Below are 23,046 nucleotides of genomic sequence, written 5' to 3'. Positions count from 1 at the left end.
TAAAGGGGCTTAAAGTACGCCTTTGGTTGAGGGAATAACACCTTCGTTGCGTGGGTCGGTTTCTAGCGCCATACGCAGGGCACGACCAAACGCTTTAAAAATAGTCTCGCACTGGTGGTGCGCGTTTTCGCCACGAATGTTATCAATATGCAGCGTCGCGTTGGCTTGGTTGACAAAGCCTTGGAAGAACTCGCGGGCGAGGTCCACGTCAAAGTTGCCAATACGAGCGCGGCTAAAATTCACATAATAATACAGTCCGGGGCGACCTGAAAAGTCGATCACGACACGACTGAGTGATTCGTCGAGTGGGACGTAGGCGTGGCCATAACGACGTAAGCCTTTTTTGTCGCCAACCGCTTTAGCGAAGGCTTGCCCAAGAGCGATGCCAATGTCTTCGACTGAGTGGTGATCGTCAATGTGTGTGTCGCCATCACAATGTACGTCAAGGTCGATGACGCCGTGACGCGCGATTTGATCCAGCATGTGATCCAAAAACGGAACACCACTGTTTAGATTTTTACGACCGGTGCCATCAAGGTTGATGGCAACACGGATACGGGTTTCGTTGGTATTACGAGAAACTTCAGCAGTACGCATGGCTAAAAGCGGTTGTGACACCGAAATTAAGATTGGATAAGCCGGTATTCAGCACTCGCAGCGTGGGCAAAAAGGCCCTCGCCTTTGGCGAGCGTGGCGGCAATAGGGCCAAGTGTTTGTGCACCGGCCTGTGAGATGTGAATAACACTACTGCGCTTTTGGAAATCATACACCCCTAAAGGCGAAGAAAACCGTGCTGTGCGCGATGTTGGCAACACATGATTCGGGCCTGCGCAATAATCGCCAAGCGATTCAGAGCTGTAATGCCCCATAAAAATCGCGCCAGCATGACGAATTTTATCCACAAGTTGTTCGGGATTCTCGGTCGAGAGCTCTAAGTGCTCGGCAGCAATGTGATTAGCGACGTCACAGGCCTCGTCTAGATCTTTCACCAGAATTAATGCGCCTCGATTTTTGAGGCTTTCACGAATAATGGCAGCGCGAGGCATGGAATGGATCAGCGACTCGATGGCGGCTTCGACGGCGTCAAGGTAGTTAGCGTCAGGAGACAACAAAATAGACTGTGCCAATTCATCGTGCTCGGCTTGCGAGAACAAGTCCATGGCCACCCATTCAGCGGGAGTGCTGCCATCGGCAATAATCAGAATTTCGCTGGGGCCGGCGATCATGTCGATACCGACGGTACCAAAGACACGGCGTTTAGCCTCTGCAACGTAAGCGTTGCCAGGGCCTACGATTTTATCGACAGGCTCAATGCTTGCTGTGCCATAAGCCAAGGCCCCGACGGCTTGTGCCCCACCAATGGTGTAAACCTTATCCACACCTGAAAGCGCGGCAGCCGCTAACACTAAAGGATTGCGCTCGCCTGCAGGGGTAGGCGTCACCATAATCAGTTCTTTGACGCCAGCTACCTTAGCAGGGATGGCATTCATTAGCACTGACGACGGGTAGGCGGCTTTGCCGCCGGGAACGTATAAGCCCACTCGGTCTAAGGGAGTGATCTTTTGGCCCAACACGGTGCCGTCGGCCTCGGTGTATGACCAATCGTTCGTAAGCTGTCGTTGGTGATAAAGACGAATGCGTTCGGCAGCGTGCTCAAGCGCTTGTCGTTGTTCGACCGCCAAGCCGTCAAGCGCTGCTTGTAGCTCGTCTTTCGAGATTTCGAGTTCAGCCGCGGAGTCAACATGCAGATGGTCGAAGCGATGCGTGTATTCAAGCAGCGCGGCGTCGCCACGTTGTTGTATACCCTGCAGAATTTCCTTACAGGCATGCTCAATAGCGTCATCTTGTGACGCCTCGTAGGCAAGTAACTGACGCAGTTCGGTATCAAACTGAGCTGACTGCGTGCTTAAACGTCGAATCATTGACATAGCGTTGAAGTAGTAAAGACAAATAGTGCTATAGGTAGTGTATATCGAATTGCTTAATGTTGTTGTGGCTCTACGGCTGCACGTTGAAAAGCCGTAATGAGTGGCTGCAACTGGGGCTGACGTGTTTTCATGGCCGCTTGATTCACAATTAAGCGCGATGAGATTTGTGCAATCTCTTCCACTTCGACTAAACGGTTCGCTTTGAGCGTGCCACCGGTGGAGACTAAGTCGACAATGGCATCGGCCAAGCCGACTAGTGGGGCAAGTTCCATGGAGCCATACAGTTTAATCAAATCAACGTATACGCCTTTTGAGGCAAAGTGTTCGCGTGCCGCCCGTGTGTACTTGGTGGCAATACGTAAACGAGAACCTTGCTTAACGGCTGCCTCGTAATCAAAGCCTTCGGCGACCGCTACGCTCATGCGACAGCGCGCGATGTTCAGATCCAGTGGCTGATAGATACCACTGGGATGCTGATCGCTGTGCTCATGCAGCACGTCTTTTCCGGCAATGCCGATATGGGCTGCGCCGTATTGCACGTACGTGGGCACATCAGTGGCCCGTACGATAATAATTTGCAAGTCGGGCGAGTTTGTCGGCAAAATCAGTTTGCGTGAGGACTCGGGGCTTTCAAGTACTTTAATTCCGGCCTCTTCAAGCAAAGGCAGGGTTTCATCAAAGATACGCCCTTTGGATAAAGCGAGGGTAATGGGGCGATCGGCGCTGGCTGGGCTCATGCGTTGTCCTTAGAGATGCGTTCGATGTTCGCACCTACCGCTTGCAGTTTGCTTTCCATACGGTCGTAACCGCGGTCTAAGTGGTAAATGCGTTCGATGGTGGTGCTGCCTTCGGCCGCCAATCCGGCAATGACCAGACTGGCAGAGGCACGTAGATCAGTGGCCATGACGCGAGCGCCTAAAAGGCGGTCTACACCACTGACCACCGCGGCGTTACCGTCTACATCGATTTGTGCGCCAAGACGGATGAGTTCTTGAACGTGCATAAAGCGGTTCTCGAAGATGGTTTCTACGATCAGGGCCGTACCGCTTGCGATGGTGTTCAGTGCCATCAACTGGGCTTGCATGTCGGTAGGAAAGCCGGGGTATTCGCTGGTGCGAAAGCCCGTGGCTTTAGGACGACCTTGCATCGAGCCGCGAATCCAATCGTCGCCGACGTCGATTTGTAGGCCAGCTTCGCGTAGTTTATCCAGCGTTGCTCCCAGCGTTTGATGAGCGGTGTTGCGCAGTAATAAATCGCCACCGGTAGCCGCTACGGCGCAGAGGAACGTACCGGTTTCGATACGGTCTGGCATGATGGGGTGCTGAGCACCGTGCAAACGCGCTACACCTTGAATGGTAATGCGGCTAGTGCCATGGCCTGTGATCTGGGCGCCCATGGCGTTTAGCAGGTTAGCCAAATCAATAATTTCGGGTTCGCGAGCGGCATTCTCGATGATAGTCTCGCCATCAGCCAGTGTGGCCGCCATCATCAGGTTTTCAGTGCCGGTGACCGTGATCATGTCAGTACGAATCACGGCGCCTTTTAGGCGTGATGCTTTTGCTACCACGAAACCGTGTTCGATCTGAATGTCAGCACCCATGGCCTCTAGGCCTTTGATGTGCTGATCAACAGGGCGTTGGCCAATAGCGCACCCCCCTGGCAAGCTCACACGCGCCTCGCCAAAGCGAGCAAGCAGTGGACCCAGCACCAGAATGGATGCCCGCATGGTTTTCACAAGCTCGTAGGGCGCTTCAAGGTTGCTAATGGTGTTTGCGTGCAGGGTTACGGTATCGCCATCACGTTCTACACCCACACCCAACTGATTGAGTAGTTTGAGTGTGGTGTCGATATCGCGCAAGGATGGAACATTGCTTAGCGTGACTGCATCAGCGCTAAGTAAGCTTGCGCATAATATGGGTAGGGCTGCATTTTTTGCACCGGAGACGGTGATTTCACCTGTTAATTGTTGGCCACCGGTGATGCGCAGTTTATCCATTAATTTCAGCCTTGTATTCGTCAGGGGTCAAAGTACGCATCGACAAGGCGTGGATTTCGGAATCCATACGGTTGCCCAACGAGCGGTAAACGATTTGGTGGCGAGCAATAAGGCGCTTGCCTTCAAAAGCCGGGCTAACAATCAGTGCCTCGAAATGAGCACCATCGCCAGTGACTTCGATATGTTCACAGTTAAGGTTGTCGGCAATGTACTGTTGTACGAGTTCGGGTGTCGGCAACATAACGCATTAATTCCGTAATTTATAGCCTGCTGCAAGCAAGCGAAGTAATAATAAGCACAGCACGATAAAAACCGTGGAGACGATTGTTAGGCTGAGCCAAGGAGAGACATCCGAGGCGGCAAAAAAGCCGTACCGGAAGCCATCAATGGTGTAGAACAGCGGGTTCCAGTGCGACACGGCCTGCCAGAAAGGGGGCAAGCTATGGATGGAGTAGAACACGCCTGATAAAAAGGTGGCCGGCATAATCAAAAAATTTTGAAAAGCGGCGAGTTGGTCGAATTTTTCGGACCACAGCCCCGCGATAATGCCCAGCGCACCCATTATCCCGCAAGACAGCACCGCAAAGCTAATTATCCACAATATATTGCTTATAGGTAATCGGACAAAAAACAGCGAAACGGCCCATACACAGACGCCTACGCAAAGACCACGAATAATAGCGGCCAAAATATAGGCGCTAAAAATTTCACGGTGCGAAAGCGGAGGTAGCAAGATAAAGACCAGGTTGCCAGTAATACGGCTTTGTATGAGCGAGGATGACGGGTTTGCGAACGAGTTCTGCAACATGCTCATCATCATTAAGCCCGGAATTAAGAAAGCCGTGTAGGGCACGGTGTCGTACACCTGCACGCGGCCTTCTAGCACGTGGGCAAAGATCAATAAATAGAGCAGAGCGGTGAGAACGGGGGCTGCAATGGTTTGAAACGCGACTTTCCAGAAACGAAGCAGCTCTTTACGCAATAAGGTAGGAAAGCCGGAACCCATACGGGGTTGTGGCGGCAAAATCGAACCATTCGTCGTGTTTTGACTTGCTGCTTGAGCGTCGGGCACTCCCCAGCGTTTGCCTTGGGTAGGGGTTTGCTTCATGCCAGTGCCTCGTTGAATTGTTCGCCGTGCATCAAACGCACAAAGGCCTCTTCGAGGTCGTGGCCGCCCATGCGGTCTACCAAATTTTGTGTTGAGTCGAGCGCGATCATCTCGCCTTCTTTAAGCATGGCAATGCGACCGCAAAGGGCCTCTGCTTCTTCGAGATAGTGCGTGGTAAGTAAAATGGTGTGCCCTTCTTTATTCAGGCGGGTGACGAATTCCCATAATGCACGGCGTAGATCAACGTCTACTCCGGCAGTGGGCTCGTCAAGAATAATGACAGGGGGGCGATGCACCAAAGCCTGTGCGACTAATACGCGACGCTTCATGCCACCTGAAAGTGAGCGCATGTTGCTGTCGGCTTTATCGCTTAACCCCAGATTATGCAGGATTTCGTCGATCCAGTCGTCGTTGTTACCCAAGCCAAAATAGCCCGATTGCAAGCGCAAGGTCTCGCGTACGGTAAAAAAGGGATCGTAGACAATCTCTTGCGGTACAACACCCAGTGAACGGCGAGCATCACGAAAATCGTTGGTGACATCGTAACCACAAACCTTGGCTGTGCCATGAGTGGCCCGAGTGATTCCTGCCAGTATGGAAATAATCGTTGTCTTGCCGGCACCATTAGGCCCGAGCAAACCAAAAAACTCGCCGTGTTCGACCCGAAGAGAAACGTCTTTTAGGGCGTGAAACCCAGCGTCTTTGGGAGCACGGTTAAATAGGCTCTTTAACCCAGAGGGTTTAGTGCTAAAGACTTTGGAAATAGACTCTACAGTGATTGCGGACATGAATAAATAAAAAAGCCGGGCTCAAAGATAGGCCCGACTTTGATTATAAATCAGGCCACACCAATGAGCACCAGTAAGGAGGGAAGGCCAACCGCACGAAAAAAGGTGTTATTGGCTTTGACGATTTAGGGCGTCGATTAAGCCAGAGAAACCACCTTGTGCAATTTGCTCTGAAAATTGGTTGCGATAGTTTTGAATCAGCCAGATATTCTCGACGTTAATGTCGTAGATTTTCCAGCCATCGGGCGTTTTTTCCATGCGGTAATCGACCGCAACGGCAGGCCCGTTACTTTGATTGAAGTTAGACCGTACCACAACATCGGCCGCTTCGGGGTCACCACGGAAAGGTCGGATGCTGATGCTAGAGCGCTGATCGACTTGAGCGAGCGCTCCGCTGTAGGTGCGGATTAAGGTGTTTTTAAAGGCTTCAACGAGGTCGGTACGCTCTTGAGCCGAGGCATCACGCCAGTGGCGACCTGCTGCTAGGCGCGTGGTTTTCTCAAAATTGACGTACGGCATGACGTACTGGTCGATTAGCGCATTAATTGCCGCACGGTCGCCACCTTGGGCCGCTTGGTCACCCTTAACGGCTTCCAGCGCATTGGTGGCAACAATTTGCACAAACTCAGGCGGGGCAGCGTGTGGATCAACTTGTTGTTGCGCCAAGGCCGTGGTGCTGGCACACAGCATTGTGATGAGGCCAAGCACCGTAAGAGAAATGAAATGACGGAACGAATGAAAATAGTTTTGCATAAACGGTAAGAGCGTTGAATTAGCGATTAGTTCGATAAAGCGTTAGGAGCGACGGGCGCCGTAGCACCATTGTTGTCGTCGTAATCGTCATAATCTTCGTAGTCGGGTAAGGCCATATCGTCGGCGGATACGCCTTGACGACGGCTTTCTACCATGGCATTACGGCGCTGTAAGTACGCATCACGTATGAAGCTGTAGCGATCAAGGGCTACGTCGTTGACGAGCTCGTCGGCATCCAGCAAGTTGGCACGTGTATCCACGAGATACAGGCCGAGTATTGAGTTGCGCACTGGCACATTTCTAATGGCAGTGATTGGGGCCACACGAGAGAAGCCTTCTAGGTCTAAGGCTGCGGTAGCAAGGCTTGTGGTGTCGCGCACGGTGCTAGGCCCAAGTAGCGGCAATACCACATACGGACCCGAAGGCATGCCCCACACACCCAAGGTGGTACCAAAGTCGTTGGAAATTCGATGCGCGCCATTTTTTGATGCCACATCGATACAACCGCCTAAACCCATGGTGCTATTAAACAGGACACGACCCAAGGTGTTGAAGAAGTCGTGTGGGCGCCCTTGTAGGAAACTGTTAACGGCAGACCAGACATCGCCCACGTTGTTAAACATGTTGTGAATACAGGTTCGTGCAGGCTGTGGTGTCACCGTGGCGTAGGCTGACGCGATGGGGCGAAACACGGCACGGTCGATCTTGTAGTTAACGGTGTCCATAGAGCGGTTGTAGCTTTCCCATGGATCGTTGGGGTTAGGATTGTTAACCGTTGCGCAACCCGAAACCAGTGCGACAGCGCCCGCCGCAACTGTTAGACGGAAGATTCGTTTACTGGAAAAAGAGGGTTGCTGGTCGGCGGCGTTCATAGTCGTATGTCCGGAGTAATAAAAGCAAAAATAACAGAAGCGGAGTGGCTACGATAGAGAAATATATGTAATCTCAAGTATTACTCATTTCCCATGTTGTATAAAAACTTACTGATCAGTTCTTCAAGTACCACTGCACTTTGTGTGTAGAGGATTGTGCCGTCGTGGCTTAGGTTATCGTCGCTGCCACCCGGAGTAAGGCCAATGTACTGCTCGCCCAGTAAGCCCGAGGTTAAGATCGATGCCGATGAGTCGTCAGGGAAAACAAAGTTCTCTTCTAAGTCTAGGCTGACCACAGCACGAAACTGGTTGTTATCAAAACTGATGTTGCTGACCCGTCCAACCACGACACCGCTGCTTTTAACGGGGGCGCGTACTTTTAACCCGCCCAAGTTGTCGAAGGATGCTTGTACCGTGTAGGTGGGAGCAAAGGAAAAAGAGCTTAGGTTTCCGGCGCGTAGGGCTAAAAAGGCTAAAGCTACCAAGCCAATTAGCAAAAATAAGCCCACGAGGAAGTCTGATCTTTCGCGCGACATGATAGGTATCCGTTAAAAATTAATTACTAAACATCAGTGCGGTAAGTAGGAAGTCCAGGCCTAAGATAGCGAGTGAACTGGCTACTACGGTTCGGGTGGTAGCCCGTGATACCCCTTCAGGGGTTGGGCGTGCTGTCCAGCCCATATAAAGGGCAATTAAGCTAACCACGACACCAAAAACAAGGCTTTTAATGACGCCATTCAAGATGTCATTGAAAATGTCCACGCCCGACTGCATTTGGGACCAGAAAGAGCCTGGGTCGATGCCGATGAGCACCACACCCACCACCCATCCACCCACCACCCCTACCGCCGAAAAAACAGTGGCTAAGATGGGCATGCTAATGACGCCGCCCCAAAAACGTGGCACCAACACCCGTTTGATGGGATCAACCGCCATCACTTCCATGGCGGCCAGTTGTTCTCCGGCTCTCATGAGCCCGATTTCGGCGGTCAGTGAGGTACCGGCTCGGCCGGCAAACAATAAGGCGGTGACCACGGGCCCAAGCTCACGGGTTAGGGAAAGGGCAACGAGCAAGCCTAACGCTTCTTCAGAGCCGTATCGGTTGAGGGTGTAATACCCCTGCAGGCCCAATACAAAGCCCACGAACAGTCCGGATACGGCAATGATGAGCAACGAATAGTTGCCAATAAAATGCACTTGCTGCGAGATAAGTCCGGGCCGTTTAACGACAATGGCAGAGCGGCAAACGATGGCGATGAAAAGATTAAAAAACGCGCCTAAGCCAGAAATGCTTTGACGTACATGCTTACCAAGCGCAGAAATCGGCGAAAGTAGTTTATTCATGGACGCGGTTGATTTTTATGTAGCCACCGTTCGAAAGCGGGTGTGCGCGGGTAATTAAAGGCAATGGGACCGTCGGGCGTGCCCTGCAAAAATTGCTGGATGTAAGGGTCGTCCGAGTTTTCAAGTTCGTGAGGGGCACCATGGCTAAGCAATTTGCCTTGCCCCACAATGTAGACGTGATCGGCAATGGCGAACGATTCGGGCACATCATGTGTAATCAATACCGAGGCACAATTCAGTCTGTCAGTGAGATCACGAATTAATTTGGCGGTAATGCCAAGTGAAATTGGGTCTAAACCTGCAAAAGGCTCGTCATACAAAATGAGCTCGGGTTCGAGCACAATGGCACGAGCTAAAGCAACGCGACGAGCCATACCACCGGAGATTTCGGAAATTTGTAAATGAGCGGCGGCGTGTAAACCGACGGCATCCAATTTTTCCAGTACACGGGTGACAATTTGGGCTTCAGAAATACGGGTGTGCTCGCGTAGCGGAAAGGCTACATTTTCGAACACATTGAGGTCAGTAAACAGCGCACCTTGCTGAAATAGCACCCCCATGCGTTGACGGGTTTTATGCAATTGCTCGCTATCCAACGTAGAAAGGTCGCAGCCGAAAGCCCACACTTTCCCGCCTTGCGGTGTGATTTGGCGTGTGGCAGCGCGCAGCAAAGTGGTTTTACCCGAGCCAGAGCCACCCATCATGGCGACGACCTGACCGCGCCGTACGTCAATGTCGATGTCGTTAAGCACGCTGAAGTCGCCATACCCGAGCTTGGCCGCTTCAAAATGCAAGATACGATCGGATGAACTGGTTTGTGAACTCATGAGCAGTAGTATTTTTTGTACAGGCGAGTCATTGTAACTGCTAAGGCCACTTTAGCTAATGCCACGCGTCGAAAAATCGTTACATAAGGGATCAAAGTACGTAATAAGCCCTTCATGCGTTCCTCCTAGAATACAGAGGGTGCCCAAAAACGTTGGCGCAGCTTTCCCTAATTCAAACATACGTTTTAATTGTTTGTAAAGTAGTGAGACAGCTCATAGCAGGGGCGTTCCCACTCTACTATCATGGGTGGTAAAGCCTAGTCGGTGACGTTAGGCTTTAGATAGAGGTTGCCTTCAAACTTATGTTGTGGAGATCGCTTTATGCTTGCCAGTCCTTCCATGTCGGCGTCAGGGGCTTCAACTGGGTCGTTGCCAATACGTCGTGTTGCTGTGTGCGGTGCGGGCGTGATGGGCGCACAAATTGCCGCCCATTGTATTAATGCGGGTGTGCCAGTGGTGCTGTTTGATTTAGCATCTGAAAGCGGGAATAAGAATGCGGTGGCTGAAGCCGCCATTGCGAAATTAGCCAAGCAGCGTCCCGCACCCTTAGCCAATCCCAATTTAGCCAAGCTGATTACGCCTGCCAATTACGACGACGATCTTGCCTTATTAGCCGACTGCGACTTGGTGATTGAAGCCATTGCCGAGCGACTTGATTGGAAGCGCGATCTGTATAGCAAATTGGCTCCGGCCCTGAACCCGCAGGCCATCATCGCGAGTAATACGTCTGGTCTCTCTATACGCAGCTTAGCGGATGCATTACCCGACGCCTTGCGTGCGCGGTTTTGCGGTGTGCACTTTTTTAATCCACCCCGCTATATGTCGTTAGTAGAGCTAATCGCCACTGAACAAAGCGATGCACGTTCGTTGGATGCATTAGAACGCTTTCTGGTGCGTCGTTTGGGTAAAGGGGTGGTGCGGGCTAAGGACACGCCTAACTTTATCGGTAACCGCATTGGGGTGTTCGGCATTTTGTCGGTGTTCGAGCAGGCTCAACGCTTTGGTTTAACGTATGGACAAGTTGACGTATTAACAGGGACCAAGTTGGGTCGAGCTAAATCGGGCACCTATCGCACGGCCGATGTGGTGGGCTTAGATACCTTGGCTCACGTCATCGGGACGATGGAGTCGCAACTGCAAGCGGATCCTTTCCATCCCTACTTTAGTGTGCCCAGCGATGTGCAGACGCTACTTGAAAAGAAAGCCTTAGGACAAAAGTCAGGGGCAGGCTTTTATAAAAAAGTAGGGCGTGACATTTTGGATTTTGATGCCCAGAGTGGTGAGTACGTGGCTGCCGACGCTACGGTGGATGACGAGGTGTTGAAGCTGTTGTCCGAACGTGACCCCATTAAACGCCTACAAGGGTTGCGCGAGTCCACACACCCACAGGCTCAGTTCGTGTGGGCGGTGTTGCGAGACACGTTTCATTACAGCGCTGTGCATTTACAAGACATTGCCCAGACGGCCCGTGATGTTGATCTGGCAATGAAATGGGGGTTTGGCCACAAACAAGGGCCCTTCGAGCTGTGGCAGGCGGCGGGTTGGAAGACAGTGGCTGACTGGATAACCGCCGATATCCAAGCTGGAAAAAGCCTGAGTCAAGCGCCTTTGCCCCAATGGGTAAGCCAAGGCCCCGTGGCCGAAGCCCAAGGCGTACAAACGGCTCAGGGTTCGTGGAACCCAAGCACCCAACAGTTTGAAGGGTGTAGTCAGCTATCGGTGTATCAACGTCATTGGTTAGCGCCATTACAAGTGGGAGAGACCTCAGCGCAGCGCACGACAACGGTGTTCGAGGACGACGCCGTACGGGCGTGGTGCATTGAGCAGCCCGAAGCCGAAGGGGTGTTGCTGCTTTCCTTTAAAACTCGCATGCACACCTTAAGCCCAGACGTGGTTGAAGGGATCATTCGGGCAGTGGACGTGGCCGAAGCGCACTATCGCGCTTTAGTCATTGCGCAAGACGGAGAGCCGTTTTCAGCCGGTGCGGACTTAAAGGCCATTTTGCCGATATTCGAAAAAGGCGGCGCGCCGGCGGTAGAGCCTATCGAAAAGCGCATGCAAGAGATGGTAATGCGACTGCGTTACGCGCAGGTTCCGGTCGTTGCTGCATTGGCTGGTTTAGCGCTAGGGGGCGGATGCGAACTGGCCGTGCATTGTGCTCATCGGGTTGCGCATTTGGAAACCTACATTGGTTTGGTCGAAGTGGGCATCGGGCTGGTGCCGGGAGCAGGGGGCTTGACCTATTGTGCGCGTCGAGCAGCCGAATTACAGCAGCTCGGTGCACCCGACGCGCCGTTGTTGGCTTATTTGAAGCGTTTTGCGTTAACGGTAGCCAGCGCACAGGTATCAAGCTCGGCGGTTGAGGCGCAGCAGTTAGGGTTTTTGCGTGAATCGGACTCGATCGTAATGCACCGTGATGAAGTGCTCTACGCCGCAGTCAGTGCGGCGCGCAGTTTAGCAGACAGTGGCTGGCGGCCACCGCTCGCACAGGCTTTTCCAGTAGCTGGGCGCGATGCGATTGCTACCTTAAAGGCGCAACTGCTCAATATGCGTGAAGGGGGCTTCATCTCTGACTATGACTTTGAGATAGCCTCGCACATTGCCTATGTATTGTGTGGTGGTGATGTGGACGCGAACGCTTTGGTGGATGAGGCGTGGCTGCTTTCCTTAGAACGTAAGGCGTTTTTGACCTTGCTAGCACAAGAAAAAACACAGGAACGCATTATGGGTATGTTGAAAACGGGTAAGCCGGTTCGTAACTAAGCCTGCCATTAAAAGGAGATTTGGAATGAGTCAATTGCAACAAGCTTATATTGTGGCGGCTACTCGTACACCGATTGCCAAGGCACCGCGAGGCGCGTTTAGGCACACCCGACCGGATGAATTGCTTGCGACGGTGATTAATGGGCTTTTAGCGCAAGTGCCCGATTTAGACCCCGACGCCATCGAAGATGCGTTGGTGGGGTGCGCTATCCCTGAAGGCCCGCAGGGCTTTAATGTGGCTCGCATTGGTGTGTTGTTGTCCGGTTTGCCGCATACAGTAGGGGGCATCACCGTTAACCGATTTTGTGCATCAGGTTTAAGCGCCATTGCGATGGCAGCCGATCGCATCCGCTTGGGTGAAGCCGATGTGTTGATTGCTGCGGGCACAGAATCCATGAGTCAGGTGTCGCTGATGGGGGTTAACACGTCCTTCAGCCCAGAAATTTTTGCTCGTGATGAGAATCTGGGCATTGCCTACGGAATGGGCTTAACAGCGGAAAAAGTAGCAGCACAGTGGAAGGTATCGCGTGAAGATCAAGACGCTTTTGCGCTGGCCTCGCATCAGAAAGCGCTGGCTGCCCAGCAAAGTGGAGCGTTTAACGATGAAATTTTAGCGGTTGACGTGACGCATCGGGTGCCTGATTTACGTACAGGCGAAATACGCGAGTTAAACCAAACCGTAACGGCGGACGAAGGGCCTAGAGCCGATACCAGTCTTGAGGCGTTGGCGAAATTACGCCCAGTGTTTGCGGCGCGGGGTTCGGTAACGGCTGGGAATAGCTCACAAACCTCCGATGGTGCCGGAGCCTTACTCGTGGTGTCTGAACGGGCATTAAAAACCCATAACTTGACGCCTTTGGCGCGTTTTGTGACCTCAGCCGTGCGTGGTGTGCCCCCAGAAATCATGGGTATCGGCCCCAAAGAGGCCATACCCATGGCGCTTAAGCAAGCGGGGTTGCAGCTAAATCAAATCGGATGGATAGAGCTTAATGAAGCCTTTGCGGCGCAAGCATTAGCGGTCATTCGTGACTTAGGGCTAGATCCCGAGCGAGTGAACCCTTTGGGTGGTGCGATTGCATTGGGTCATCCCTTGGGGGCAACGGGCGCGATACGGGCGGCGACGGTGGTGCACGGCTTGCGTCGTAACCAACTGGATTACGGCATGTTAACGATGTGTGTAGGCACGGGGATGGGGATGGCAGGTATTTTTGAACGAGTGTGATCATTGATACGCGCCATGACCTTTTCTTTTGGGATCAGGTGGAATAGGCACCTAAGGCTACGATTTTTTCGTAACGCTTTAGGTGCTTTTTTTCTGTCTAAACGAGAGTAGGAACGAAGCTTGCTGCTATAGCTTGACGTCTAAAAATATCAGGTTGAGATAGGGGTTTCCCCTAATATTTGAGACAGAACGAAAGAGAACACTAGAGTTTTTTCGAGTCATGTGTTTTTATATATAAAACTTACTTTCATTTATGGGGGTTTTATGACCGCTAGAGTGGCAAATAAAACAGCTGTAGTAACCGCTGCAGGACAAGGTATTGGGCGCGCGAGTGTGTTGGCGTTAGCTAAAGAAGGCGCAACAGTTTGGGCAACCGATATTAACGAGACAGCGTTGGCTGAGCTGCGTGCAGAGGCCGAAGCAGCAGGATTAAAAATCGAAACAGCAATCCTGAACGTACGTGATGCCGCCGCGGTAAATGCTTTTGCTGATCGCGTTGGACGCATTGATGTGCTCTTTAACTGCGCGGGTTTTGTAGCAAGTGGCTCGATCCTTGAAGCCACCGAGCAAGACTTAGACTTCAGCTATGACTTAAACGTGAAGTCCATGTTCCACACAATCAAAGCCTTTGTTCCCGCCATGATCGAGCAGGGATCAGGTTCAATCATCAATATGGCGTCGGCCGCATCCAGCGTAAAAGGTGTGCCTAACCGTTTGGTGTACGGCACAACCAAAGCAGCAGTGATCGGTTTAACCAAAGCAGCGGCTGCGGACTTCGTGGCCAGTGGCGTGCGTTGTAACGTCATTTGCCCAGGAACCATCCAGTCCCCTTCTTTGAACGAGCGAATCAGTGCGCAAGCCGAGCTTTCGGGTGCTGATCAAACCGCCGTACGCGAAGCGTTCGTGGCTCGTCAGCCTGTAGGTCGTTTAGGTAAAGCAGAAGAAGTGGCGGCATTGGTGGTGTATTTGGCTTCAGACGAGTCTGCATTCGTAACAGGCGCGTCCCACATTATTGACGGTGGTTGGTCCAACTAAGTTGGGCGTATCAACCCAATTAATTTTGAATTTGGAGTGAGTAATGAAATTATTGCGCGTAGGTGTAAAAGGTCAGGAAAAGCCAGCAGCAGTGGATGCTGATGGCAAATTACGTGATTTATCCTCTGTTGTTAGCGATATCGCTGGCGAAACGCTAACGCCTGAAGGCCTAGCAAAGCTGCGTGCTGTAGACCTCAGCACCTTGCCAGAGCTGGATGCGGAACAACGCATCGGTGCATGTGTAGGCAACGTAGGTAAGTTCATTTGTATTGGTTTGAACTACGCTGATCACGCTAAAGAAAGCGGTGCAGAAGTGCCTAAAGAGCCTATCGTATTCGGTAAATGGACCAGCGCCATTGTTGGCCCTAACGACGACGTAGAAATTCCTCGTGACTCGACCAAAACTGACTGGGAAGTCGAGTTAGGCGTGGTCATTGGCAAAGGCGGTCGCTACATCAGCGAAGCAGACGCCATGGAACACGTTGCCGGTTACTGCGTCATCAACGATATCTCCGAGCGTGAATTCCAACTTGAGCGTGGTGGTTCATGGGATAAAGGTAAAGGCAACGACACCTTTGGTCCTACCGGTCCTTGGTTGGTAACAGCCGACGAAGTGGGCGATCCCGGTAATTTGAAATTGTGGTTGGAAGTCGATGGTAAGCGCTACCAAGACGGTACAACAGCCAACATGATTTTCAACGTTCCACAAATCATCAGCTACCTCAGCCGCTTCATGAGCCTGCAGTCGGGTGACATCATCTCGACCGGTACGCCAGCGGGTGTGGGTCTAGGCTTTAATCCCCCCATCTACCTCAAACCAGGCAACGTCATTACCTTGGGTATTGAAGGCTTGGGTGAACAGCGTCAAACCGTCGTTCAAGCTTAATGGCTTGTTCGCATAACGCAACGGAATTACACAATGACGAAAATTACCTCGATGGAAGTGAGAGACATTCGCTTCCCTACGTCAGATAACCTTGATGGTTCAGATGCGATGAACCTAGACCCTGATTACTCGGCGGCTTACGTTGTATTGCACACCGACAAAGAAGGGTTAGAAGGCCACGGCCTGACGTTCACCATTGGTCGCGGAAACGACATTTGCTGCGCGGCGATCAAAGCCATGGAACACCTTGTGGTGGGTCTGGATCTGGCTTGGGTTGCTGAAGATATGGGCCGTTTCTGGCGTCATATCACAAGCGACAGCCAGCTACGTTGGATTGGTCCAGACAAAGGGGCTATTCACTTGGCCACTGGTGCTGTTGTGAATGCCATGTGGGACCTTTGGGCTAAGTCAGAAGGCAAGCCAGTCTGGCGCTTAGTGGCTGAAATGAGCCCTGAAGAAATCGTCAAACTGATCGATTTCCGCTACATCACTGATTGCATCACACCTGAAGAAGCACTTGAGTTGCTACAAAGCCGCGAAGAAGGCAAAGCCGAACGCATTGCTGAACTCGAGAAAAACGGCTACCCCTGCTACACCACGTCAGCAGGCTGGTTGGGTTACGACGACGAAAAACTACGTCGTTTGGCTCAAGAAGCGGTGGATGCTGGTTTTGACTACGTCAAACTGAAAGTGGGTCGTGACCTTGAAGACGACAAACGTCGTCTGCGCATCGCACGTGAAGTATTGGGTGATCGTAACCTGATGATCGACGCGAACCAGGTGTGGGAAGTTGATCAAGCTATCGATTGGCTAGACCAGTTGGCGTTTGCAAAACCGTGGTTTATTGAAGAGCCCACCAGTCCCGATGACGTTGCTGGGCACCGCAAGATCCGCGAAGCCATGAAAGGCAAAATGCAAGTGGCAACCGGTGAAATGTGCCAAAACCGCATTATGTTCAAGCAATTGATCATGGAAGGCGCGGTAGACGTGGTGCAAATTGATGCATGCCGTTTAGGCGGTGTTAACGAAGTGTTAGCAGTCATGTTGATGGCCGCTAAGTACGGCCTAAAAGTGTGCCCACACGCCGGTGGTGTAGGTCTGTGTGAGTACGTTCAACACTTGTCCATGATTGACTACATCAGCATCGCTGGGACCAAAGAAGGTCGTGTGATTGAGTTCGTTGATCACTTGCACGAGCATTTCGTGGACCCTTGCCGTATTGAGAACGCTGCCTACGTAGCGCCATCACTGCCGGGTTATTCCATTGAAATGAAACGTGCATCCATCGATGAGTACGAGTTCAAAGGCTAATTGAGGTATTAACGTGAAAATAGACGCGCATCAGCACTTCTGGAATTTTAATCCTTCGCATTTTCCATGGATTGACTCCGACATGGAAGTGTTGCGGCGCGACTATCACGTTGAGCAAGCCATTGCACTGCTTGAGCAGCATGATTTTGATGCGGTAATTGCGGTGCAGGCACGAGCCGACTGGGAGGAAAACGACTGGTTACTGTCGTTAGCCAAACAATCTGCACGTGTTGCTGGAATTGTGGGGTGGGCAGACTTATTAAATAGGGATGCCCGTGACCCACTGGAAGCGTTGCTTGCACAGCCACAGTGCGTAGGGGTACGAGCCATGTTGCAAGACATGGAATCACCCGCGCTGGCTATGCAAGACACTGTTTTTAATCAGCATCTTCAAACGATCCAAAAGCAGGGCGCAGTTTACGAGGTGTTGGTACGTCATGATCAGCTAGACGGTGTGGTCACGTTATGCCGCACGCATGATCAACACCAAATGGTCATTGACCATTTAGCGAAACCTGACTATCAAGCTGGCTTATCGTCGCCTGCTGGACAGGCTTGGTATCGCGTCCTTCAGCAGTTAGCGCAACTGCCGCATGTCTATGTGAAGTTGTCAGGACTATTAACCGAGGTTTCGTCACAGGCGTTGGGTTCAGCCAGTCAGGTCGACCCGTTGTTTCAGCCTTTTCTTAACGCGATGCTTGAGCTATTTGGCGCGCAACGCTTGGTATTCGGTAGTGATTGGCCAGTGGCGCACTTACGCGGGGAATACGACGTAGGCGTGGAAGTGATTCAGCGATGGGCTGCACAGCAGTTGTCGGAATCAGAGTCCGCACTACTTTTCGGCGCCAATGCACAGCGTCTTTATTCTATTTAGAGCAAGAGAACTATGGATTTACATCTTACAGACAAAGTCGTGATTGTAACCGGAGGAGCCTCCGGTATTGGTGGTGCCATCTCTGCTCAGCTCTTGAGAGAGGGCGCCAAGGTCGTTATTTTTGCTCGTTCGCCCATTAGCGCAGACATGCAGAAAGTGTTCGATCAAACAGGCGCCACACCCGATTTTTATCAGTTGGATTTGCGTGACGAAGCGGCATGTACTGAGGCCGTGCAAAGTGTGATCACCAAACTGGGTGGTATCGATGGGCTGGTCAATAATGCTGGCATTAACGACGGTGTGGGCTTAGATGCCGGCCGTGAAGCCTTTATTGCTTCGCTTGAAAACAACCTAATTCATTGCTACGTAATGGCTCATCTTTGCGTGGAAGAGTTAAAGCGTAGCAAGGGCACGATCTTAAATATTTCGTCGAAAACGGCCATTACCGGTCAAGGAAATACCAGCGGCTATTGCGCCTCTAAAGGTGGGCAGTTGGCCTTAACCCGAGAGTGGGCAGCCGCCTTAGCACCCCACGGCGTACGCGTAAACGCGATTATGCCGGCCGAAGTGATGACACCGTTGTACCAAACATGGTTGCAAAGCTTTGACGACCCTGAAGCGGCCAAAGCCAACATCACGCGCCATGTTCCGTTGGGTCAACGTATGACTACCGCCGAAGAAATTGCCGACACCGCTGTGTTTCTGTTGTCGTCGCGCTCATCGCACACCACCGGACAATGGGTGATTCCTGATGGTGGCTATGTGCACCTTGATCGTTCACTAACCTAAAAGTGTGCAGGTGACGACATGAAACGCTGTCTAATGCTCGATCTCAAAGACGATGAGCAAGCCATACAAGAGTACGAGCGCCTGCATCAACAGGTTTGGCCCGAAGTCGAGGCGCAGTTTACGCAGTTTGGTGTATTGAGCATTGATATTTATCGTCTGGGTACCCGTCTTTGCATGGTGATGGAAACGGATGATGCGCGCTTTGATGGTGAAGCCTTCAGTGCGGCACAGAATAATGATCCACGCGTGCAAGAGTGGGAAACCTTAATGTGGCGATTTCAATCGCCTACACCTTGGACTCCAGCGGGTGAAAAATGGGTAGAGGCTAAAAATATCTACCAATTCAACGCTGGCGCCTAACGAAGCTAAATTTGTTTATCGGAGATGGAACGGTGAAAAACGTCCAAGCAGAACAAAACCTGAACCCCATGCAAGGGGGTTCGTACCGTATGGCAATCATCTTGATTACCAGTTTGTTCTTTATGTGGGGTTTGTCGTATGGCTTGCTCGATGTATTGAATAAGCATTTTCAAGACGCCTTAAATGTCAGTAAAGCGCAGTCAGGCCTTTTACAGGCCGCGTATTTTGGGGCGTATTTTGTCGTGGCGGTGCCAGCAGCCATGTTCATGGAACGCTTTGGCTACAAGCCAGGCATCTTAGTGGGATTAGCCCTGTTTGCGATTGGGGCGCTGCTTTTCATACCGGCGTCAGGGGCGGCCAGCTTTGGCATGTTCTTGTTTGCGTTGTTTGTTTTAGCGTCAGGCCTAGGCTGCCTAGAAACCGCTGCCAACCCGTATGCCACTGTATTGGGCAGCGAGGAAGGCGCTGCACGTCGCTTAAATTTAGCGCAGTCGTTTAATGGCTTGGGCAGTTTTGTAGGTCCGTTGATTGGCGGTACGTTCTTCTTCAGCACGGCTGCTACCGAAACCGGCATGGTTGCCGAAGTGGCGGGTTTTGATGGGGTGCGCATCACCTATGTCTTAATTGCTGCGGTCGTCGTGGTGTTGGCCATATTGATTGCTCGCGCTCCGTTGCCCGATATCCGCGAAGCCGGAACGGTAGAGCAAGCGCAGTCTGTGCCCCTCATTCAACAGCGTCACTACGTAAATGGCGTGGTTACCCTGTTTTTCTACGTGGCAGCGCAGGTGGGCTTGGGTGCGTTCTTTATTAACTATGCGATCGAACACTGGGGCAACATGACGGCTTCTAAGGCATCGTATTGGTTATCGGTGGCCATGTTGTGCTACATGATTGGTCGCTTTGTTAGCACTGCCATCATGAAATTCATCGCGCCGCGTGTGTTACTGGCTTGGTATGCCTTGGCCAATATTGTGCTAATGGGTGTGGTGATCTCGGGCGTTCCGGTCTGGTCAGTGATTGCGTTGGTGTTGGCCTTCTTGTTTATGTCCATCATGTTCCCAACGATCTTTGCACTAAGCCTTGAGCGCTTAGGCAGCCGCACTAAACGCGGATCATCGTATTTGATTATGGCCATTGTGGGCGGTGCGGTAGCGCCAATGTTGATGGGCCTAATTGCCGATAAAAGTTCCATAGAACAAGCTTTCTGGTTACCTCTGTTCTGCTTTGTCATCGTATTGTGGTTTGCCAAGCGCGGTAGCCGGATTGCTGAATAAACGTTGAAAGTCTAAATTAGGAGACCTACATGAAAAAACTAAAATCTTACGCCGTAGCGATGGCGGCAACGGCCGCCATGGCCATACCCTTTGCAACCTGGGCGGCGCCAACGACCTTGAAAGTCGCATATGAAAACCACCCCGGTGAACCCACCGATTTGGTGATGAGACACTGGGCAGAGTTATTAACCGAGCGCAGTAACGGCGAAGTGGTGCTTGAGCTTTACCCCAGCTCGCAATTAGGTTCAAAAAGTGATGTGATGGATCAGGCCCTAATGGGTATGAATGTCATCACCATTACTGACGTCGGCTTTTTGGCCGATTACGAGCCTGATTTGGCCGCGTTGTATGGCCCTTTCTTAACGGAAAACACCGAAAAGCTGTTCGAGCTGTATGACAGCCCTTGGTTTCAAGAGAAAAACGACGCCTTGCGCGACCAAGGTATTCACTTAGTTATCACAAACTATAACTACGGTGATCGTCATATTATTGCGAAAAAACCCATTCGTACGCCCGAAGACATGGCGGGTTTGAAGATTCGTGTACCGAATAACCCCATCCAAATTAAAGCCTTCGAAGCCATGGGTGCTACACCCACACCTATGCCTTTAGCGGATGTGTATCCAGCGTTAACGCAAGGGGTGATTGATGGTGCAGAAAACCCATTAAGCGTGCTATATGGTCAAAAACTGCACGAGCCAGCCAAGTATGTATCGCTGGTGAACTACCTGACAACCGCAGCGGTTTGGATGGGTGGCGAGGCGTTTTTCAGCACCATTCCTGAAGATCATCTAGCACTTCTACACGAAACAGGACGCGAGGCAGGTCTATACAGCCAGCAACTGGCTAAAGAAAGTGATGAGAAAATTCTAGATCTTATGCGTGCAGAGGGCGTGGAAGTGATCGAGCCCGATCGTGAAGCTTTCAAAGAAAAAGCGCTGGTGGTTTATGAGCAGTTCCCTAACTGGTCTCCTAATCTCTACCAAACACTACAAGATCAATTGAAGTAAGTCGCACTTCAGTCTTTATTACGTGCAGTCATAACGTAAACAACGGGCTCGTCAGAACGACGAGCCCGGCACCGAAACTGGCGGCACACGTTTATCAGTAGGTCTTACCATGAAACGATTTCTGGATGGGCTCGGTAGCAGTCTTTTAGGCTTGCTGTTGGGCGTTCTGGTGTGCATTACGGTGGGCGGCGTATTTATGCGCTACATCATGCACGCACCTTGGCATTGGACAGAAGAAATGTCGGGGCTATTGATGATTTGGATTATCTTCTGTGGTGTGTTTTTCGCAGAACGAGATAATGAGAATCTGACCATTAGTTTCTTAACCGATGCTATGACACCCCGTGTACGACACATCGTTTTTGTGATCATAAGTCTGCTTTCTGTTGCGGTGTTAGTAACGGCAGCGTGGTGGAGCTGGAATCTTGCTGAAGCGGTGCAAATGCGTAAAACGCGCATTTTGGGTGTGTCGTTATTCTGGACCTATGTACCAGTCACTATTGGCTTTGTAGCCACAGCGCTGCTGATGCTTAAGCGCGTCTTTAATCGTAAGGCCCGCACGGGCAGTGCTGGAGAGTTGCCATGAGTTGGATGTGGATATTGCCCATTATGTTTGGGCTGATGCTGTTAAACATGCGCATATACCTGGCGATGTTTACGGCCATCGTCGTCTATTTCTTGTTCTTTAATAGTCTGCCCTTTGGTGTTGCTGTTCAGCGCTTAGTGGCGCCAGCACAGAACAGTACCTTATTAGCGATACCGTTTTTTATTTTACTGGGCACCTTGTTGTCGCACACGGGTGTGGCAGAGCGTATTCTGAATCTTGCTAACTTGTTGGTGGGTAAGTTCAGGGGCGGGATGGCCATGGCAAACATCACCATGAGTACGCTCATGGGTGGGGTGAGTGCTTCTAATTTGGCTGATGCGGCCATGCTGTCCAAAATGATGGTCCCAGAAATGGAGCGTCAAGGTTATAACCGTGCGTTTGCGGCAGCAGTAACCGCCTCGGGCTCATTGATAACCCCCATTATTCCTCCTGGCATTGCGCTGATCATTTACGGAATGGTGGCTGACGTATCCATTGGACGCATGTTCATGGCCGGTATTTTGCCGGGTCTACTCTGCGCCGTGTTGTTAATGGTAGCCGTCTGGTTGGTGTCTGTTAAGCGCGGTTATCAGCCTATGCTTAAAGAGTGGCCTAAACCTCGCGAGATCGGTAGTGCTACGGTGAGTGCATGGCCAGCCATACTGGTCTTAGTCGGTGTGGTGGGTGGTATACGAGCGAATATCTTCACGCCGACTGAAGCCGGTGCCGCCGGGGTGGCGATTGTTGCGTTTATTGGCTTTGTTATTTATAAGAAAATGACGCTGGGTCACGTAGGTCAGGCCCTTACGTCAACGGCTAAAGCCACTTCATCCATTATGTTGGTGATCATGGCAAGCTCGGCATTAGCATGGGTGTTCTCACTCGAACATGCTGGCGTGGCAATGGCCGAATGGATTAGCAGCCTAACTGAGAATAAGTATGTATTCTTGGCAGCGTTAAATATTCTGCTATTGGTGTTAGGCATGTTTATTGAGGGCACGGCGCTGATTATCGTTCTAGTGCCCTTATTAAAGCCGGTGATGATGCAGATGGGTATTGATCCCGTTCATTTTGGTTTGGTGATGATTTTAAACCTGTCGATCGGCACGCTATCGCCGCCCGTGGGTACAGTGATGTTATTGGTTTGTAATATCACACGCGTCACAATGACTGATTTCTTAAAAGAATCTCTGCCGCTTTTTGCTGCACTATTAGTGGCTCTGGTTTTGGTAACATACATACCCGCTATATCGTTATTGCTAACATAAAGCGCATGACATCAGGCGAATGCGGCCGTTTAAAAAATGGCCCCATTCGCCT

24 protein-coding genes are annotated in these 23,046 nt (G+C 51.4%); 12 read left to right on the top strand and 12 right to left on the bottom strand.

From position 1 onward, the window contains the following. Positions 1-9 precede the first annotated feature (9 nt). The 12 genes from hisB to AC2UZI_RS00430 form a co-directional block, all read right to left on the bottom strand. Positions 10-597, bottom strand: coding sequence for an imidazoleglycerol-phosphate dehydratase HisB (hisB, locus tag AC2UZI_RS00485; RefSeq protein ID WP_486941872.1), 588 nt, complete (start codon positions 595-597; stop codon positions 10-12). A 26-nt stretch (positions 598-623) separates the two neighbouring features. Next, on the bottom strand, positions 624-1,928 hold the full coding sequence (gene hisD, locus AC2UZI_RS00480; protein ID WP_486941871.1) for a histidinol dehydrogenase: 1,305 nt from the start codon (positions 1,926-1,928) through the stop codon (positions 624-626). 53 nt (positions 1,929-1,981) lie between these two features. Beyond that, on the bottom strand, positions 1,982-2,665 hold the full coding sequence (hisG, locus tag AC2UZI_RS00475) for an ATP phosphoribosyltransferase (RefSeq protein ID WP_486941870.1): 684 nt from the start codon (positions 2,663-2,665) through the stop codon (positions 1,982-1,984). Beyond that, positions 2,662-3,924, bottom strand: a complete 1,263-nt coding sequence (murA, locus tag AC2UZI_RS00470; RefSeq protein WP_486941869.1) for a UDP-N-acetylglucosamine 1-carboxyvinyltransferase — start codon at positions 3,922-3,924, stop codon at positions 2,662-2,664. Before murA ends, hisG begins: the two co-directional genes overlap by 4 nt. After that, on the bottom strand, positions 3,917-4,165 hold the full coding sequence (locus tag AC2UZI_RS00465) for a BolA family protein (protein ID WP_486941868.1): 249 nt from the start codon (positions 4,163-4,165) through the stop codon (positions 3,917-3,919). The genes murA and AC2UZI_RS00465 overlap by 8 nt, the downstream gene beginning before the upstream one ends. 6 nt (positions 4,166-4,171) lie before the next feature. After that, positions 4,172-4,930 (bottom strand): ABC transporter permease, encoded by a 759-nt coding sequence (locus tag AC2UZI_RS00460; protein ID WP_486943683.1) that lies wholly within the window; start codon positions 4,928-4,930, stop codon positions 4,172-4,174. A gap of 98 nt (positions 4,931-5,028) precedes the next feature. After that, positions 5,029-5,820 carry an ABC transporter ATP-binding protein gene (locus AC2UZI_RS00455; RefSeq protein WP_486941867.1) on the bottom strand — a complete coding sequence of 264 codons (792 nt, stop codon included), beginning with the start codon at positions 5,818-5,820 and terminating at the stop codon, positions 5,029-5,031. Positions 5,821-5,928: 108 nt separating this feature from the next. Beyond that, entirely contained in the window at positions 5,929-6,573 is a 645-nt protein-coding gene (locus AC2UZI_RS00450) for an MlaC/ttg2D family ABC transporter substrate-binding protein (RefSeq protein ID WP_486941866.1), read from the bottom strand. Between the two features lie 26 nt (positions 6,574-6,599). Next, positions 6,600-7,445 carry an MlaA family lipoprotein gene (locus AC2UZI_RS00445; protein WP_486941865.1) on the bottom strand — a complete coding sequence of 282 codons (846 nt, stop codon included), beginning with the start codon at positions 7,443-7,445 and terminating at the stop codon, positions 6,600-6,602. A gap of 80 nt (positions 7,446-7,525) precedes the next feature. Beyond that, entirely contained in the window at positions 7,526-7,981 is a 456-nt protein-coding gene (gene mlaD, locus AC2UZI_RS00440; protein WP_486941864.1) for an outer membrane lipid asymmetry maintenance protein MlaD, read from the bottom strand. A gap of 19 nt (positions 7,982-8,000) precedes the next feature. Continuing rightward, the gene (mlaE, locus tag AC2UZI_RS00435; protein WP_486941863.1) at positions 8,001-8,789 is read right to left on the bottom strand and encodes a lipid asymmetry maintenance ABC transporter permease subunit MlaE; all 789 of its coding nucleotides are present in this window, start codon (positions 8,787-8,789) and stop codon (positions 8,001-8,003) included. Further along, positions 8,786-9,616 (bottom strand): ABC transporter ATP-binding protein, encoded by an 831-nt coding sequence (locus AC2UZI_RS00430; RefSeq protein ID WP_486941862.1) that lies wholly within the window; start codon positions 9,614-9,616, stop codon positions 8,786-8,788. Before AC2UZI_RS00430 ends, mlaE begins: the two co-directional genes overlap by 4 nt. 321 nt (positions 9,617-9,937) lie before the next feature. Between AC2UZI_RS00430 and AC2UZI_RS00425 the strand changes: the two genes are divergently transcribed. The 12 genes from AC2UZI_RS00425 (at position 9,938) to AC2UZI_RS00370 (ending at position 22,994) form a co-directional block, all read left to right on the top strand. Then, positions 9,938-12,379, top strand: a complete 2,442-nt coding sequence (locus AC2UZI_RS00425; RefSeq protein ID WP_486941861.1) for a 3-hydroxyacyl-CoA dehydrogenase/enoyl-CoA hydratase family protein — start codon at positions 9,938-9,940, stop codon at positions 12,377-12,379. A gap of 25 nt (positions 12,380-12,404) precedes the next feature. Then, positions 12,405-13,601, top strand: coding sequence for an acetyl-CoA C-acyltransferase (locus tag AC2UZI_RS00420; protein ID WP_486941860.1), 1,197 nt, complete (start codon positions 12,405-12,407; stop codon positions 13,599-13,601). A gap of 264 nt (positions 13,602-13,865) precedes the next feature. Further along, on the top strand, positions 13,866-14,636 hold the full coding sequence (locus AC2UZI_RS00415; protein WP_486941859.1) for an SDR family oxidoreductase: 771 nt from the start codon (positions 13,866-13,868) through the stop codon (positions 14,634-14,636). Positions 14,637-14,679: 43 nt separating this feature from the next. Beyond that, positions 14,680-15,522 carry a fumarylacetoacetate hydrolase family protein gene (locus AC2UZI_RS00410; RefSeq protein WP_486941858.1) on the top strand — a complete coding sequence of 281 codons (843 nt, stop codon included), beginning with the start codon at positions 14,680-14,682 and terminating at the stop codon, positions 15,520-15,522. A gap of 33 nt (positions 15,523-15,555) precedes the next feature. Next, complete coding sequence (locus tag AC2UZI_RS00405) at positions 15,556-16,833, top strand: L-fuconate dehydratase (protein ID WP_486941857.1); 1,278 nt, start codon at positions 15,556-15,558, stop codon at positions 16,831-16,833. A 13-nt stretch (positions 16,834-16,846) separates the two neighbouring features. After that, on the top strand, positions 16,847-17,707 hold the full coding sequence (locus tag AC2UZI_RS00400) for an amidohydrolase family protein (RefSeq protein ID WP_486941856.1): 861 nt from the start codon (positions 16,847-16,849) through the stop codon (positions 17,705-17,707). 12 nt (positions 17,708-17,719) lie between these two features. Further along, on the top strand, positions 17,720-18,496 hold the full coding sequence (locus tag AC2UZI_RS00395) for an SDR family oxidoreductase (RefSeq protein ID WP_486941855.1): 777 nt from the start codon (positions 17,720-17,722) through the stop codon (positions 18,494-18,496). A gap of 18 nt (positions 18,497-18,514) precedes the next feature. Then, a complete protein-coding gene (locus tag AC2UZI_RS00390) occupies positions 18,515-18,856 on the top strand; it encodes an L-rhamnose mutarotase (protein ID WP_486941854.1) in 342 nt (113 codons plus the stop codon). Between the two features lie 32 nt (positions 18,857-18,888). Then, positions 18,889-20,130, top strand: a complete 1,242-nt coding sequence (gene fucP, locus AC2UZI_RS00385) for an L-fucose:H+ symporter permease (protein ID WP_486941853.1) — start codon at positions 18,889-18,891, stop codon at positions 20,128-20,130. Positions 20,131-20,159: 29 nt separating this feature from the next. Continuing rightward, positions 20,160-21,140: a C4-dicarboxylate TRAP transporter substrate-binding protein gene (locus AC2UZI_RS00380; protein ID WP_486941852.1), complete on the top strand. Its 981-nt coding sequence runs from the start codon at positions 20,160-20,162 to the stop codon at positions 21,138-21,140. Positions 21,141-21,249: 109 nt separating this feature from the next. Continuing rightward, positions 21,250-21,726 carry a TRAP transporter small permease gene (locus tag AC2UZI_RS00375; RefSeq protein WP_486941851.1) on the top strand — a complete coding sequence of 159 codons (477 nt, stop codon included), beginning with the start codon at positions 21,250-21,252 and terminating at the stop codon, positions 21,724-21,726. Next, complete coding sequence (locus AC2UZI_RS00370; RefSeq protein WP_486941850.1) at positions 21,723-22,994, top strand: TRAP transporter large permease; 1,272 nt, start codon at positions 21,723-21,725, stop codon at positions 22,992-22,994. The genes AC2UZI_RS00375 and AC2UZI_RS00370 overlap by 4 nt, the downstream gene beginning before the upstream one ends. Positions 22,995-23,046: the final 52 nt, after the last annotated feature.

The organism is Paenalcaligenes sp. DL 463 (genome assembly GCF_057475185.1).
Note: the sequence above shows the minus strand (reverse complement) of the source record. Positions and strands in the feature narration are given on the sequence as shown.